The sequence below is a fragment of the Methylobacterium sp. E-065 genome, assembly GCF_022829605.1.
Classification (GTDB): Bacteria; Pseudomonadota; Alphaproteobacteria; order Rhizobiales; family Beijerinckiaceae; genus Methylobacterium.
On sequence record NZ_JAKSYD010000029.1, the window covers coordinates 1 to 15,146 of the forward strand.

Consider the following 15,146-nt stretch of genomic DNA (forward strand, 5'->3'; position numbering starts at 1 on the left):
AGCTGCCCCTGGCCAAGGACATCGCCGAGTTCGCCTTCACCGATACGCCGATCAACGAGGGGCTGGTGCGCGACCTCGCTGGTGGCGAGTTCCTGGCCCACCAGCGCAACGTCGTGCTGGTCGGCGGCACTGGCACCGGCACGACGCACCTAGCCATCGCCATCGTACGAGCGTGTATCCGGGACGGGAAGCGCGGCCGGTTCTACAACGTGGTCGACCTCGTCAACCGGCTCGAAGCCGAGGCGCGTGCCGGCCGGCAGGGCCGCATCGCTGACCATCTCATGCGGCTCGACTTCGTGGTGCTGGACGAGCTCGGCTACCTGCCGTTTGCGCAGTCCGGCGGCCAGTTGCTGTTCCATCTGATCAGCAAGCTCTACGAGACCACCTCGATCGTGGTGACCACCAACCTCGCCTTCGGCGAGTGGCCAAGCGTGTTCGCCGGCGACGCCAAGATGACCACGGCGCTGCTCGACCGGCTCACCCACCACTGTGAGATCGTTGAGACCGGCAATGAGAGCTGGCGCTTCAAGAACCGCGCCTGAGGCCAGCGCCTACGACGCCAAAGCTGGACGTCGGATCAGCTCAGCCGCACCGTACCGTACCCAGCTTGCGAAGGGGTCCCAATTGCACGCCGATCCGGGGTCCCATTCCAACGCCTTTTGACAATATCAGGAGCAATGTGGTCGCGGAGCGCAACTCCAAGCCGGCGATATCAGCTTCTTGACGCGGACCCAGCCGATCATGGCCGGCACGCTGAGCCACTACGAGGAGATCCGGCTTGCCGTGCCGCTGGAGATCTTCGAGGCCAGGGTTGGCAGGATCAATGCGCTCGCCGGCCGCAGCATCAGGGCGCAGGCGCGGAGCGCTGAAGTCGGCGCTCGTCTCCGTTCAGTCGCAGGATCGATTGCCTGGATGTCGGAGTCGGAGGCCTCGACCGCGATCGATGGCGTGCTGCACCTTCTGGGTTACCTCGTTGGCGATCGCACGACCGAAGCTGGTGCGGACGTCTCGCCGGCGGCTATCGAAGCCCTCACCCGCGCCCATATCGCGCGTCGGCTCCACGACCCCAAACTCAGCCCGGGCGATATCCAAGTCGCGTTGGGCGTCTCACGATCCAGCCTCTATCGGGCCTTCGCCGAGTCTGGCGGGATAGCGGCGGCTATTCGCGACACGAGGCTCGATCTTGTGAAGCGGCGGCTCGAAGCGTCGCGGGACAGCCAGCTCAAGATCGCCACCATCGCGTATGCATGCGGCTTTACCGACATCCCGACCTTCAATCGTGGATTCCGCGAGCGTTTCGGTCTGTCTCCACGTGCATTGCGAGCCGCGAGTTCTTGATCGGAGCAAACCCAACGCGGAAGCAGGCCATTTCACTGCGGGCAGAAACACGCATCGTCATGTTATCTCCGAACGCGGCTGTGAGGCCTGGAAGAATTGCCGGCGCGACCGAGCCCGTGGCAGGCACTGACAACCAACGCCGCGACGGTATCGACCACGCACCGACGCAGCGCGATGGACGGAGTTGAAGATGTCAGCGCTCTCCTTCGCCGGCTAGCCCATCACCCCGCCAGCTGTTCCATCGCGCGTGGAGAGCGCTTTGCTCCGACGACCCAGGATCCGCGATTTCTCCACCCATACCAAGCCGGCCCCGAGAAACGGGACGGAGTGCAGCTTTGCGGATGCCCTGACGCCGACAAGTGCCAAGGGCCAGGATTTTCCTTGTCTCTCCGTCCCACGGTCGCGAGCTGCGATCCGGTACGGCTGCGGATGTATCTTCGCAACACCACTATATTGGCGAACGGCCGGGCGATTTACTGAGACTTTTCCGACTGCATCAGTCATTTGATGTAACATATCAGTAGTTACATAACACTACGGCGGCGCTCGATGTACTGGATTGACGCGCGCATCCATGATGTGTTTTTTCGTGTCGAGACCAGACCGAAGCTGAAATCGCGACGGCCCCTGCGTAGCGCGGATGCCGCGGATGCCACGATCGGCACCTCCGCCGCGATGGAATCGCGCGGATGCCTTGATCGGTCGAAGAGTCGGTCGTCAATTTCCGAATCATTCGCAGCAATTTCTATATCTGTAAGTTGTTCATCAGATCTGCAGTCTGATTTGGCGCGATAAAAATCAGAATTGGGACGGCACGTAAACAATTTATTTACTTCCGATGGATCATGATACTGTCATGATAAGCGTAGATCTTGCGCTGATGAGCTTTGAAGGGCACCGATGAACCTTTCAACAATTGTGAACGTCAAGCGGCCGACGTCCCTAGACGAGGTCCAAGGCTGGCATGACGGGTGCTCGTGGCTCGCAGGCGGCACGTGGCTGTTCTCCGAGCCGCAGGTGGCGGTCGACACGCTGATCGACCTCGACCGGCTGGGCTGGGCGCCGCTGACAGTGACCGAGGCCGGGCTCGAGATCGCGGCCACCTGCAGGGTCGTCGAACTGCACGATTTCGCGGGCCCGGTCGAGTGGCACGCCGTGCCGCTGTTCCGACACTGCATCGACTCGTTCCTGATGTCATTCAAGATCTGGAACGCCGCCACGATCGGCGGCAATGTCTGCATGTCGCTGCCGGCGGGCGCGATGATTTCGCTGACCGCGGCCCTGGAGGGCGTCTGCACGCTGTGGCCGCGCGACGGCGCGCCGCGCACGGTCCCGGTGGCCGAGTTCGTCACCGGCAACCACGCGAACGTGCTGCAGCCCGGCGAATTGCTGCGCAGCATCCACCTGCCCGCCGCCGCGCTGGCGAAACGAACGGCCATGCGGCAGGTGTCGCTGACCAAGTTCGGGCGCTCGGCCGCGCTGATCATCGGAACGGTCGGCCAGGACGGCACCGACTTCCTGCTGACGGTGACAGCGGCGACGCCCCGGCCGGTTCAGCTGCGCTTCCCCGCATGCCCATCCGCCGACGACCTGCGTGCCGCCCTCGACGCGCGCCTGCCGCCGGAGGCCTATTTCGCCGACGTCCACGGCTCGGCCCCGTACAAGCGTCACGTCACGCAATACCTCGCTGAACAGATCCGGACGGAGCTCGCGTGACCCAGTATTCGATCAACGGCCGCGACTACGCCGCCGAGCCCGCCCCCGGCCAGTGCCTGCGGACCTTCCTGCGCGACCTCGACGTGTTCGGCGTCAAGAAGGGCTGCGACGCCGGCGATTGTGGCGCCTGCACCGTCCATATCGATGGAAAGCCGTTCCATTCCTGCCTGGTCCCGGCGTTCCGGGCCGAGGGCCGCGCGGTCACCACCCTCGAGGGCCTGTCCGGCTGCGGTAACGACCTGCATCCCATGCAGCAGGCGTTCCGGGATGCGCAGGCGTTCCAATGCGGCTTCTGCACCGCCGGCATGATCATGACCGCGGTGACGCTGACCGATGCGCAGAAGGCCGACTTGCCGCACGCCCTGAAGGGCAACCTGTGCCGCTGCACCGGCTACCGCTCGATCAACGACGCGCTGCATGGCCGCTGCAACATCGAGGCGGACATGCCCGGCCGGGCGCTCGGCGCCAGCCTGCCCAACCCGTTCACGGATTCCATCCTCACCGGCAAAGCCCGCTACACCATGGATGTCGCGGTCGAGGGCCTGCTGCACCTGAAGGTGCTGCGCTCGCCCCACGCCCATGCGCGCATCGTGGCGATCGACGCCGCTGCCGCCCGGGCTTTGCCCGGGGTGGTCGCGGTCTACACCTGGCAGGACGTACCGAAGCGCCGGTTCAGCTCGGCCCTGCACGAGGACCATCTGGTCGATCCCGACGACATCCTGCTGCTCGACAACGTCGCGCGCTTCGCCGGCCAGCGCGTCGTGGCCGTGGTCGCCGAGACCGAAGCGGCCGCCGAGGCGGGATGCCGGGCCGTGCGGGTCGAGTACGAGATCCTGCCGGCGGTGTTCGATCCGGTCGCCGCGATGCAGCCCGGCGCGCCGCTGCTGCACAACAAGGAGCAGGTTACCGGGGACAGCAACATCTTCTGCACGCTCCGGGGCGAGATCGGCGATGTGGCCGCCGGCTTCGCCGAGGCCGACGTGATCCACGAGCAGACCTATTCGACCACCCGGGTCCAGCACACGCACCTGGAGACGCACGGCTCGATCGCCTGGCAGGGCGAGGACCAGCGCTGGCACGTCCGCACCAGTTCGCAGGCGCCGTTCGCGGTCCGGACTACGCTCGCCTACGTGATGGGTCTGTCGCCCCGGGACATCCACGTGTTCACCGAGCGGGTCGGCGGCGGCTTCGGCGGCAAGCAGGAGATGGTCTCGGAAGACCTCGTCCTGTTCGCCACGATGAAGCTCGGCCGCCCGGTGAAGTGGGAATGGACCCGGGAGGAGGAGTTCATCGGCGCCACGACGCGCCATCCGATGACCACCCGGGTGAAGATCGGCGCCCGCCGCGACGGCACGCTGACGGCGATGGACGTGGAAGTGGTGTCCAACACCGGGGCCTATGGCGGCCATGGCGGCGAAACCCTGGGGGCCGCGATGGCCAGCCCGATCGCGGTGTATCGCTGCCTCAACAAGAAGGGCATCGGCCACGCCGTCTACACCAACATGGTGCCGGGCGGAGGTTTCCGCGGCTACGGCGCCTCGCAGACCACCTTCGCGATCGAATGCGCGATCGACGCCCTGGCCCGCCAGCTCGGCATCGATCCGTTCGCGATGCGGCGGTTGAACGTCGTGCAGCCCGGCGACAACATCGAGTCGATCTGGAAGGAGCCGAGCGACGCCAGCTTCGGCAGCTACGGCGTCGGCGAGTGCCTCGACATCGTCGAGCGCGAGCTCGAGAAGGGCAACGGGGTCGCTAGGCCCGAGGGCGCGGACTGGGCCGAGGGCACCGGCGTAGCGCTCGCCATGCTGGAATGCGGACCGCCGACCGAGCATCGCTCGGGCGCCAAGATGCACCTGCTCACGGACGGGACCTACCATCTCGCCTGCGGCTCGACCGAGATGGGCAACGGCATCACCACGGCGCACAAGCAGATCGCAGCTGCGATCCTGGGCGCGCGCGCCGACGATGTCGCGATCATCAACGCCGACACCGATCGCACCCCCTACGACACCGGCACGTTTGCCAGCACCGGCACCGTGGTCGGCGGCAAGGCGGTCCACCTGGCCGCAGAGGCCATGGCGGAGGACATCCTCGACTTCGCCAGCCGGCATACCGGGGTGCCGGTGGAGCAATGCCGTCTCGACACCGATGGGGGCGTGGTCTGCGGCAACCGGCGCCTGACGCTGGCCGAGCTCCACGCCGAGGGTACCAAGGTCGACCACCGGTTCACGGTCAGCCGGAAGTCCTATCTCTCGCCGCGCACCATCGCGTTCAACGTGCAGGGTGTCCGCCTGGCGGTGCACCGGGTGACCGGCGAGATCCGGATCCTGCAGAGCGTCCACGCCGCGGATATCGGCAAGCCGATCAACCCGATGCAGTGCCGGGGCCAGCTCGATGGCGCCGTCGGCATGGGCTACGGCTGGGCGCTGGTCGAGACCATGGTACACGATGGCGACGGCCGCATGGTCAACCCGCAATTGCGCAATTGCCGGATCCCGACCTTCGCGGACACGCCCCACACCGACATCTTCTTCGCCGATACGATCGACAAGATTGGGCCGCTCGGGGCCAAGTCACAGGGCGAGTGCGGCATCAACCCGGTTGCCCCGGCCGTCTCGAACGCGCTGGCCGACGCCACCGGGGTGCGGTTCGCCCACCTGCCGTTCACCCCCGACCGCCTGTTCGAGAAGCTCGCCAGCGCATGAGCACGTCAGCGGCGAGCGTCAGCATCGTCACCCAGACGACCGTCCGGCCGGAGAGCGCCGACGCCTTCGCCCGGTGGCAGGGCGACACCAGCGCGGTGGTGGCGACGTTTCCGGGCTTCATCGAGCAGCGGCTGATGCCGCCGCACCCGCCGCTGCAGGTCGATTGGGTGATCCTGCAGCGTTTCGACAGCCTGGACCATGCCCGTCACTGGCTGGGCTCGCCGGAGCGGCAATCCCGCATCGAGGGCGCCGCCCCGATGCTGGTTGGCCGTGACGACGTCCACATCGTCACCGACGATGCCAGCGCGGCCCGTACCGCGCCGGTCTCGGCGGTGATCAGCACCCGGGTGAAGCCCGGGATGGAGGCCGAATATCTTCGCTGGGAGAGGAAGGTCGCGGCCGCCCAGTCGCGCGCGCGTGGCCTGCAGGGCTACCGGCTCGAGCCCGCCGTGCCGGGGGTGCAGGAGGATTTCGTCGCGATCCTGCGGTTCGACAGCGACGCCAACCTGCAAGCCTGGCTGAACTCCCCGGAGCGCCAGGCCCTGGTCGAAGAGGCGGCGCCGCTGACCGCGGAATTCCACACCCGGATGGTCCAGAGCGGCTTCGAGCAATGGTTCCGGAACGCGACGCCGGAGGGTGCTCCGGCGCCCCCGGCCTGGAAGATGAACATGATCGTCCTCCTGACGCTGTACCCGACGGTGTTCCTCTGGGGCCTGCTGATCGGCACGCCGTTCCTGGTTCAGACGCTGAAACTGGATTTCCCCCTAGCGCTGTTCATCGGCAACGTCGTCAGCGTGCTAATCACCGCCCGGCTGGTGCCGTTCGCCGCCCAGCGGCTCGGCTGGTGGCTGGCGCCTGCCGGGGACAAGCAGGCTTCCGTCGACCTCAAGGGCGCCGGCCTGCTGGCTGCGGCCTATGCGGTGATGATCCTGGTCTTCTGGAAAGTGCTGTGACGAACCAGGTCGCACGGATCGCCCCGGCACGACCCGCCGGCCGGGCTAAGCGAGGATCCATGACCATCGGGATGCCCCGGGCGGGCCTGCTGATCGCGGCGTCGCTGATGGCCGGCATCGGCGCGGCCCGATCCGAGACGGCGGCAAGCACGAATGTCCAAACGAGCGCCACCCGGGCCTTCGACGAGACGTTCAGCACGACGCAATGGGCCTCGACCGGGCCGAATCGGCAGGAGGCCGGGGTTCCTGTCGCCGCCGCGACCGTGATGGCCGCACCGCCGCCGTCGTTCTTCTCGTTCTCCGACACCGTGGTCAGCTACCGTTTCCAGGGACCGTCCGCGGAGCCCGGCGTCTCCCGGAAACTCCCGGGCAGCCGCGAGGTGCCTGTTGAGGTGCCCAAGAATGTGGTCAACCTGTTCCACGCCAATTCCTGGGCCTACGGCACCAACCTGATTTCCCTCGATATTCTCCGATCGGGCCGTCAAGACCCGGCGAGCGACAAGGTGAACAGGGACAAGGGCTACGGCGCGACCGAGGTCTACCTGATCTACCGGGGCGTCCTGAGCCCGAACAAGATCTTCGACACCAACATCTTCGCCATTCCAGGCCTCGTGAAGGATATCGGCCTGTCATTCGGGGCCGACATCAACACCAAGGAGACGAAATTCGATTCCGAGAAGCGCGCCGGCACCTTCGGGATCAGCTTTGCGTTTGACGTACCGGCCGGGTTCGTGAACCTTAAGGTCCAGGGCTACAAGGAGTTTTCCCGTAATGGTTTCGCCGGAAGTCCGCCAGAGGGTGAAGGTCTCCTGAAACCGATACCGAACTTCGATTACTCACATTTCCGCAGCGTCGAGTACAAGATGACGCCGGAATTCGAGCTGACATATACCATTCCCCTGGCCTTCACCGGCCTGCCCCTGGCGCTGGCCGGCTTCAACACCATTATCCTGCCCAAGGGCCGCTACGGGAGTTTCAACGAAAACCAGACGCAGCTGGAATTCGTCTCGCAGACCAATCTGGTCTTGGATGTCGGGCAGCTGCTCGAGAACACGCCCAACCGGGTCGAGGTGTTCGTGGGCTTCCAGTATTGGCACAACAAATTCGGCGGGCACCCGCCGCAGACGCTCAACACCGAGGAGAAGGCGCTGATCGCGGGCGTCGCCTACCATCTCAAGTAGGATCATCCGCAGGCTTGCCCTAGCTTGAGAAGGAATTTCAGCGCTCTTTAAGTCAACCGATCGGGCGTGCAACAGTCCGCCTGAAAGTTCAAGGTCGCATTGCAGCAAGATCGTTTTGGACGACGTTCCCGTCAGGAAGAAAATTCTGAGACGAGATCTAGGAAGTCTGCTTTCTCAGTCGTTTTCTCGTCAGCTCGTATCTTCGCTTGGCTAGCAATGAAGCGCCGGGAGGTTTTTCGCGTGACGTTGTCTTCAACGCCGAGCCACCAGATCAATGTCGCAACGGGGGCGGCGTCGCCCGATCGACCCGGCGATGGCGCGCCTTCCCCAGCGCGCATCAGTCCGAAAGGGCGGAGGCACCTGTGGTTCGCCGAAGCCGAGCGCAGGAGCGATCCTGTTGAAGCAATGCCATCCTCAAAGTCCAGCGCTCCGACGAGCCGGCGAGCCCTCCCCCTGTGGCTGCTGCTGGTGGGACGCGAGGCGGTCCATCGCCGTTGGGGGGCCGTCACCAGCGTGGGCCTTATCTGGACGGGACTCGGTGGCGCCCTCGTGATCGATGCCCTCGACGGCGCCACGCATATCCCGGATCGCTGGTTCGGCCTCCTCCTTGTGTTCGAGGCGGCGAGCTCGGGAGTACGCGGCTTGGTTGTCACCGGGGCTGCACGACGACTGCGTTTGCTCAAGGCCGCGATACTCCTCGTTGTGGCCGTCCTGACGATGCTCGCTTCGGCCTCGAGCACGTTCCTCCTTGCGATGCTGTTCGGTACCGCCTTCCTGTTCGACGGCCTGTTGCGGGTCGTCCTATCTCACGTCCTGCGCTTTCCCGGCTGGCACGGGTCGGTGGTGCACGGGGGCTTCGGCATCCTCCTAGGAATCCTCACCCTGCAGCCATACCCGACTTGGTATGCCGGCACGGTCGGTTTCAGCATCGGTGCCTTTCTGATGCTGTCCGGGATCAAGGTTATGGTCCGCGGCCTACGCCTACGGCGCCCGCCCAGTTTCTTCGACCCATCCGAGCAGGCGAGCGGGTCGGACACCGTCAAGATCTATGTTTGGACGCCCACCGGGACGGCGACAATCCCAGCCCGACGCCGTCTGGTTCACCGCTACGTCATCTCGGTGGATGGGGTTGGGCACCTCTCCACCGGCCACGCCGCCTTGGAACTGGCGGTCGCGAAGGGAGCGGCCGGCTCCTGCGCAGACTTGGTTGGGGAAGACCCCCTTTATATAAGCCATTACCCCTCTGTGGAGATCGAGAGGTCGCCCGACAAACTGCGGGCGATCCTGCGCGCCGGTCCCGAGAACGACGTGCCGGGCCGCTTCCTGCCGAGCTACCGCGAAGAGGCAGCCGATTGGTGCGAGGCGACCGTGGTGGTCACCCTCCAGGGTATCGACGGCGGTCGCCTACGCGCGTTCTGGAGCAGGTATCGCCGGGATGCGACCTACAACCTCGTCGGCCGGAACTGTTCGACGTGCGTCGTTGACGCCCTCGACGCTGCTGTCGAGGGCAACTTTTGCAGCGGTGGTCGGCCGTGGCGCAGACTGGCGCGCGCGATGGTGAGCCCGGAATTCTGGGCGGCCGCGCTCATGCGTAATGGCGCGGGCGCTATGACGTGGACCCCCGGTCTGGTTCTGGATTACACGCGAGCCTTGGGCGCCCTTACCGATCCCGTCGCGCCGGTGCCAACCATCAAATGGCAGGGCGTCAGGCGACGCTTGATGCGCAACGGGCGCGCGGAAACCGTCGCCCGCCAGCGTAGGCTCACCAGAGCGGAGCCTCATGAGGCGAAGGCTGCCTGAGGGATAGATCCTGTCCCGCGCGGGTGACCTTATGGCCGCCCGCCGACAAAGCTGAGTGCACAACCCTCACCGATGTGCGCATCAGACTTTCGCCTGCAATCTCGGGGGCAAGCGCCGCAGGCTCATGCGGTGTTGAACCGAAAGAGCGTCCTCGGCGCGTCCACAAGCACGACTTGACGGTCTGCCGGCTCGGGCAGCCAAGTCGTGAGATTGGCCAGCATCGCAGCGTAGGGCTCTTTGCCCTCGAACCCAGTATTCGGCCAATCGCTACCCCAGACGAGATGATCCAGGCCGAGATGCTCGCGCAGAAGCGGGATCGCCGTCCTGGCAATGGCGTCGCCATCGGCCCCGTTTCGGTAGGGGCCCGACAGCTTGAGGTAGACGCGGCCTGTGCGCCCGGCTTCCAGGATCCGGCGGAAGCCGGGATCATCCACGCCCGCCTTGGGATCCGGCTTGCCGAAATGGTCGGCCACCACAGTCACCCCCGCATCGAGGAGGGGCGAGAGCAGGTCGGGCCAGCGCCGCCCCTCGGCCTGGATCTCGACATGCCAGTTGAGGGCCGCGAGATGCGCGAGATGCGCGCGCCAGGCCGGGCTCGCGAACTGTGGATCCCGCTGCCCAATCAGGTTGAGGCGCACGCCAACCACACCCGCGGCATCCAGGGCTTTAAGGTCATCGGCGGAGATGCCGGGATCGACGACCGCGACGCACCGGAAGCGCGACGGATAATTCTTTCGCGCATCCAGCATGTAGCTGTTGTCGGTGCCGAGGAAGCTCGGCTGGATCAGCACCGCGTTGGAGATCCCGTTGGCGTCGAGAACCTTGATGTAGTCCTCGGGCGTCGCGTCGTAATCCGGGGCGTAGCGAACGGATGGCGCGAGCTTGAGACCGCGCGTGAAGACGTGCGCGTGGCTGTCGATCGCTGTGACCGGCTCGGACATCGCGAAGCGCGGCATCAGCGCGGCGGCTGCGATGCCCCCTTGGAACATCCGTCGCGAGATCATGGCGACTACTCGGCCGGCGCGGGGGCGGGGGCGCTCGCCTGAGCGCGACTGCCGCGGCCGAGGATGATCGTCATGATGCTGCCGGCGCCCGTGAGGACGACAAGCGGCAGAAGGCCCATGGGGAAGCTGCCGGTGGCGTCCTTGATCACGCCCAGCAGCCAGGAGGCGATACCGGTGCCGAGATGCGAGAGGGTGTTGATCGCCGCGATCCCCGCCGCTGCGGTGCCGGCCGAGAGCCACTCCGTGGCCATGGCCCAGAACGGCCCCTTGATCGCGTAGTTGCCGAGCAGGGTGAAGCTCAGGAGCACCATCGTCAGGGTGAGCGAGTTGGTGAGGTTCGTGGCGGCGAGGCACAGGCAGGTCAGCGCTAGCGGCAGAGCCGTACTGTAGACCCGCTCGCCCGACTTGTCGGCGCGCAGCCCCCAGAACACCATAAACACCGAGGCGATGCCGAAGGGGATCATGTTGAGGAGGCCGGTCTCGAGATTCGAGAGCCCGAAGGACTTGAGGATCTGCGGCTGCCAGAGGGAGAGCGCGTTGCTGGTGGCCGACGAGCCCGAATAGATCAGCGCCAGCGCCCAAACGTACTTGTTCGAGAGGACCTTCAGCAGCGGAAGGTGGTGCGCCACTGGTGCAGCGCCAGCCTTGTCCGCCTCAAGTCGGCCCTCGAGCCAGGCGCGTTGCTCCGGAGCCAGCCATTTCGCCTCCGCCGGCCGGCTCGGGAGCACGAAAAGAGCGGCAAGCCCGAGCAGAACCGCGGGGATTGCCTCCGCGATGAACAGCCACTGCCAGCCGTGCAGGCCAGCGGCGCCGTCGAGTTGAAGCAGCCCGGCAGACAGCGGCGAGCCCAGGAAGGACGAGATCGGGATCGCGACCATGAACATGGCGACGATCCGTGCCCGGTACGCCTTCGGGAACCAGTAGGTCAGGTAGAGGATCACCCCGGGGAAGAAGCCGGCTTCGGCTGCGCCCAACAGGAAGCGGCCGAGATAGAAACTGTAAGGGCCGACCACGAAGGCCATCGCCGCACCGACGAGGCCCCAGGTGATCATGATCCGCGCGATCCACACCCGCGCGCCGAACTTTTCCATCGCGAGATTGCTCGGCACCTCGCACAGAACGTAGGCGACGAAGAACAGGCCACCACCGATGCCGAACATTGCTTGGGAAAGGCCGAGATCCTTGTTCATCGTGAGCGCGGCGAAGCCTGCATTCACACGATCGACATAGGCGATGAAGTAGCAGAGCACGAGGAACGGCACGATGCGCCAGCCGACCGCGCGCATTGTGCGACGTTCGATCTCCGGCACCTCGGTGGGAACGCTCGTTGTCGCCATATCCGACCTCCCAGCCGTGTCGTTTTCTTCGACGTCGCAGGCGCGCAGGATTGTAGCAGCGCCCGGCCACGACAACCAGACAAGCGTGCCACAGGGGGGCGACTGCTCCAGTGGATTGTCTCTTCCGTATCAGCCCTGCCGTCATGGACAGCGACACATCGCGTGACCACCGCGTCCGACCCCGAGCCGAAGCTGCCGGACAGTCAACGAACGACTGCTCGGCCCGATTGAACCGTGATCTGGCACGGGTCACAGGCGCTGCGCGATCCATCTTCCGGCCTGAGCGCGCGGCTCATGCGGCGCGGATGCGCTTCCTAGCCCGGTCCTGCCGAACGCTGGGGCCATGCGCTGAACACGGGGGCAGGACATTGCATCTTCGCGTCAGAAGCAGCACACACGCGACAGATTTTCGGACCGTCCGGTGCGCTGCCCTTAGGCAAGGTGCACCGGAGAGTCGGCAGTTCGGCGCCGTCCGTCATCATCCAGACAATGGGAAGACCTGATGAAGACTCGCGCCGCAGTCGCGTGGGAGGCCAAGAAGCCACTCACGATCGAGACCATCGACATCGAGGGGCCCAAGGCCGGCGAAGTGCTCGTCGAGTTGATGGCCACCGGCATTTGCCACACCGATGCCTACACGCTCTCGGGTCTCGATTCCGAGGGGAAGTTCCCGGCGATCCTCGGCCATGAGGGCGCGGGTATTGTCCGTGAGGTCGGCGCCGGCGTCACGACGCTGAAGCCCGGCGACCATGTGATCCCCCTGTACACGCCGGAATGCCGCAACTGTAAGTCCTGTCTCTCGCAGCGCACCAACCTGTGCACCGCGATCCGGGCGACCCAGGGTCAGGGCGTGATGCCGGATGGCACGAGCCGCTTCTCCTGCGTGTCCACCGGCGGCAGCCCCGGCGGTTCGAGCACCGTGTTTCACTACATGGGCTGCTCGACCTTCTCGAACTTCACGGTTCTGCCGGCCATTGCGCTCGCGAAGATCCGCGAAGACGCGCCCTTCGACAAGATCTGCTACATCGGTTGCGGCGTGACGACCGGCATCGGCGCGGTGATCTACACCGCCAAAGTCTGGCCCGGTGCCAACGTGGTGGTGTTCGGTCTCGGTGGCATCGGCCTCAACGTCCTCCAGGCCGCCCGGATGGTCGGAGCCGACAAGATCATCGGCGTCGACATCAACCCGGAGAAGCAGGCTATGGCCCGCAAGTTCGGGATGACCCACTTCATCAACCCGAATGAGGTCGGTACCGACAAGGTGGTTCAGGCCATCGTCGATCTCACCGGCGGCGGCGCCGATTTCTCCTTCGATTGCACCGGCAACGTCCACGTGATGCGCCAGGCGCTCGAGTGCTGCCATCGCGGCTGGGGCGAGTCGATCGTCATCGGCGTGGCAGAGGCCGGTCGTGAGATCTCGACCCGTCCGTTCCAGCTCGTCACCGGCCGTGTCTGGCGGGGATCTGCCTTCGGTGGGGCCCGCGGCCGCACGGATGTGCCGAAGATCGTCGATTGGTACATGGAGGGTAAGATCAACATCGATGATCTGATCACCCACACCATGCCCCTGGAAGACATCAACCACGGTTTCGACCTCATGCACGAAGGCAAGTCGATCCGTTCCGTTGTCGTTTACTGAGACCATTTGATCCGGGGCTCGCCGCTCTTCAGGGGTGGGGTCCCGGTGACCGGTGCCTCGTTCCTGTCGGGCAAGCCGACAGCTTTGCGCGCCGCCCCGTAGTCTCGAAATCCCAAGCCCGCCATCCGGCCCCGGAGCGCGGCTCTCGCCTCCCGAGCAGGAGATCTAAGCTCATGGAAACCATCTCGAAGGCCCGCGCTCATGGCGGCACGCAGGGCGTCTACAAGCACGATGCGCAGACCACGGGATGCCCGATGACCTTCGCGGTGTTCGTGCCGCCCCAGGCCGAGAACGGTCCGGTTCCGGTGTTGTGGTACCTGTCGGGGCTCACCTGCACGCATGCCAACGTCATGGACAAGGGCGAGTACCGGGCGGCCGCCGCCCAGCATGGCGTGATCATCGTGGCCCCGGATACCAGCCCGCGCGGCCCGGGGATCCCGGACGAGGAGGGCAACTGGCAGTTCGGCTCCGGTGCCGGTTTCTATCTGGACGCCACCGAGGCGCCCTATGCCAAGAATTACAAGATGTGGAGCTACGTCACGGAGGAGCTGCCGGCGGTCATCGCGGCGAACTTCCCCGCCGACATGACCCGTCAAGGCATCTTCGGCCACTCCATGGGCGGCCACGGAGCGCTCACCATCGCGCTGACCTACCCGGAGCGCTTCAAGTCCTGCTCAGCCTTCGCGCCGATCGCCCAGCCCTCCACGGCCGGCTGGTCGAAACCGGCCTTCGAGAAGTACCTCGGGTCCGATCCAGCCGCCTGGCGCGCCCACGATGCCACCGCGCTGATCGAAGACGGTAAGCGTTTCCCCGAGTTCCTGGTGGATCAGGGTACCGCCGACAGCTTCCTTCAGGATGGCCTGCGGCCGTGGCTGCTCGAGGAGGCCTGCAAGAAGGCCGGCATCGCGCTGACCCTCAACATGCGCGAAGGCTACGACCACTCGTACTTCTTCATCTCGACCTTCATGGCCGATCACATCGCCTGGGCTGCCGCCCGCCTGAAGTGACGTCGCCAGTGTGCGTCACGCGTAGTCGCGGGCGACGCACACTGGTAGCAGGCGCACAAGAACTACCGCATCCTGCTGCCGCAGAGCCCAGCTCGGCGGCAGCCTGTCGGGCCTTTGTCTCAGGACCTCGAAGCCGGTCCTGTGCCCGGACGCGCTTGTCGAACGCCGGGTCAAGCAGGACCTCGACCTCGTCGGGTCCTCCGCGCCATTCGTGGCGACGCGCTCAGCGCCGCGGGTTGTTTGCACAAGCCAGCGGCCTGGGACGAACGCCACGGGGTGATGAACCGGTTCGGCCCGCAGGTCACCACCGCGGTTCAGGGCCCGCCTAGGTAGAGAACTCATACAACCATTTGCGCTCGCTTGCGTTTTCTTCCTGAGTTTGAGGTTTCCAGCGCAGGAGGATCGCGATGGCACGGTTGTTCTGGCTCTCGGATGAAGCCTGGGCGCGGATCGAGCCGCACCTGCC

General features: G+C 65.6%; 11 protein-coding genes. 9 read left to right on the plus strand and 2 right to left on the minus strand.

Annotated features, from left to right (window positions below; translation table 11 throughout):
• The 7 genes from istB to MKK84_RS02410 form a co-directional block, all read left to right on the plus strand.
• A partial coding sequence (gene istB, locus MKK84_RS02380) for an IS21-like element helper ATPase IstB (protein ID WP_243916435.1) occupies nucleotides 1-542 on the plus strand: 542 nt, incomplete at its 5' end.
• 199 nt (nucleotides 543-741) lie between these two features.
• The gene (locus tag MKK84_RS02385; protein ID WP_243916436.1) at nucleotides 742-1,338 is read left to right on the plus strand and encodes a helix-turn-helix domain-containing protein; all 597 of its coding nucleotides are present in this window, start codon (nucleotides 742-744) and stop codon (nucleotides 1,336-1,338) included.
• A 900-nt stretch (nucleotides 1,339-2,238) separates the two neighbouring features.
• Nucleotides 2,239-3,054 (plus strand): FAD binding domain-containing protein, encoded by an 816-nt coding sequence (locus tag MKK84_RS02390; RefSeq protein WP_243916437.1) that lies wholly within the window; start codon nucleotides 2,239-2,241, stop codon nucleotides 3,052-3,054.
• The gene (locus MKK84_RS02395; RefSeq protein WP_243916438.1) at nucleotides 3,051-5,759 is read left to right on the plus strand and encodes a molybdopterin-dependent oxidoreductase; all 2,709 of its coding nucleotides are present in this window, start codon (nucleotides 3,051-3,053) and stop codon (nucleotides 5,757-5,759) included. Before MKK84_RS02390 ends, MKK84_RS02395 begins: the two co-directional genes overlap by 4 nt.
• A complete protein-coding gene (locus MKK84_RS02400) occupies nucleotides 5,756-6,712 on the plus strand; it encodes an antibiotic biosynthesis monooxygenase (protein WP_243916439.1) in 957 nt (318 codons plus the stop codon). The genes MKK84_RS02395 and MKK84_RS02400 overlap by 4 nt, the downstream gene beginning before the upstream one ends.
• A 59-nt stretch (nucleotides 6,713-6,771) precedes the next feature.
• Complete coding sequence (locus tag MKK84_RS02405; RefSeq protein ID WP_243916440.1) at nucleotides 6,772-7,893, plus strand: hypothetical protein; 1,122 nt, start codon at nucleotides 6,772-6,774, stop codon at nucleotides 7,891-7,893.
• Nucleotides 7,894-8,442: 549 nt separating this feature from the next.
• A complete protein-coding gene (locus MKK84_RS02410) occupies nucleotides 8,443-9,693 on the plus strand; it encodes an HdeD family acid-resistance protein (RefSeq protein ID WP_243916441.1) in 1,251 nt (416 codons plus the stop codon).
• Between the two features lie 122 nt (nucleotides 9,694-9,815).
• On the opposite strand, the gene MKK84_RS02415 is transcribed toward MKK84_RS02410, so the two are convergent.
• On the minus strand, nucleotides 9,816-10,697 hold the full coding sequence (locus tag MKK84_RS02415) for an amidohydrolase family protein (protein WP_243916442.1): 882 nt from the start codon (nucleotides 10,695-10,697) through the stop codon (nucleotides 9,816-9,818).
• Between the two features lie 5 nt (nucleotides 10,698-10,702).
• A complete protein-coding gene (locus MKK84_RS02420; RefSeq protein WP_243916443.1) occupies nucleotides 10,703-12,034 on the minus strand; it encodes an MFS transporter in 1,332 nt (443 codons plus the stop codon).
• A 502-nt stretch (nucleotides 12,035-12,536) separates the two neighbouring features.
• Between MKK84_RS02420 and MKK84_RS02425 the strand changes: the two genes are divergently transcribed.
• Nucleotides 12,537-13,673, plus strand: coding sequence for an S-(hydroxymethyl)glutathione dehydrogenase/class III alcohol dehydrogenase (locus MKK84_RS02425; RefSeq protein WP_243916444.1), 1,137 nt, complete (start codon nucleotides 12,537-12,539; stop codon nucleotides 13,671-13,673).
• Nucleotides 13,674-13,846: 173 nt separating this feature from the next.
• A complete protein-coding gene (fghA, locus tag MKK84_RS02430) occupies nucleotides 13,847-14,680 on the plus strand; it encodes an S-formylglutathione hydrolase (RefSeq protein ID WP_243916445.1) in 834 nt (277 codons plus the stop codon).
• The last annotated feature ends 466 nt before the right edge of the window (nucleotides 14,681-15,146 follow it).